Origin of the sequence: Nocardiopsis sp. MG754419, assembly GCF_018207095.1 — a bacterium.
Lineage (GTDB): Bacteria > Actinomycetota > Actinomycetes > Streptosporangiales > Streptosporangiaceae > Nocardiopsis.
Window position 1 is genome coordinate 1 of the sequence record NZ_QOCZ01000390.1, and the last position, 388, is coordinate 388.

The window sequence follows — 388 nt, forward strand, 5'->3', positions numbered from 1 at the left end:
GGCCACGACGATCCGTGACGACCAGTTCGTCTACGTCAAGACGGAAGGCTCCCAGGAGGCCGTGAGAAGGTACGGCAACTCCTTCCGCGTGGTGGGCACCTGGCAGGTCCGACGCGAGGACTGGACGTCCGTGGACGGCACCCGCGACGGCTACATCCGCCAGGAAGTGGTCTCCGGCCCGCCGACGAACACACCCCCCGGGACCGGTCGCGCCGAGGCGGACCGGAACGTGTCGACCTACCGCGAGCTGGCGGCACTGCCCACCGACCCCGACAAGCTGGTGGACAAGCTCTACGAGGATGCCGGGGGCCACGGGCCGACCGAGCAGGAGGCCGTCTTCGAGGCCGTGGGCGACATGCTCGACACGGCCACCCTGCTCCCCGAGAAG

1 protein-coding gene is annotated in these 388 nt (G+C 69.8%); it reads left to right on the forward strand.

Translation table 11 applies throughout. The annotated features are described in order from the left end of the window. The coding region (locus DSY14_RS28250) for a hypothetical protein (protein ID WP_211719617.1) at positions 1-388 on the forward strand (388 nt) is incomplete at both ends.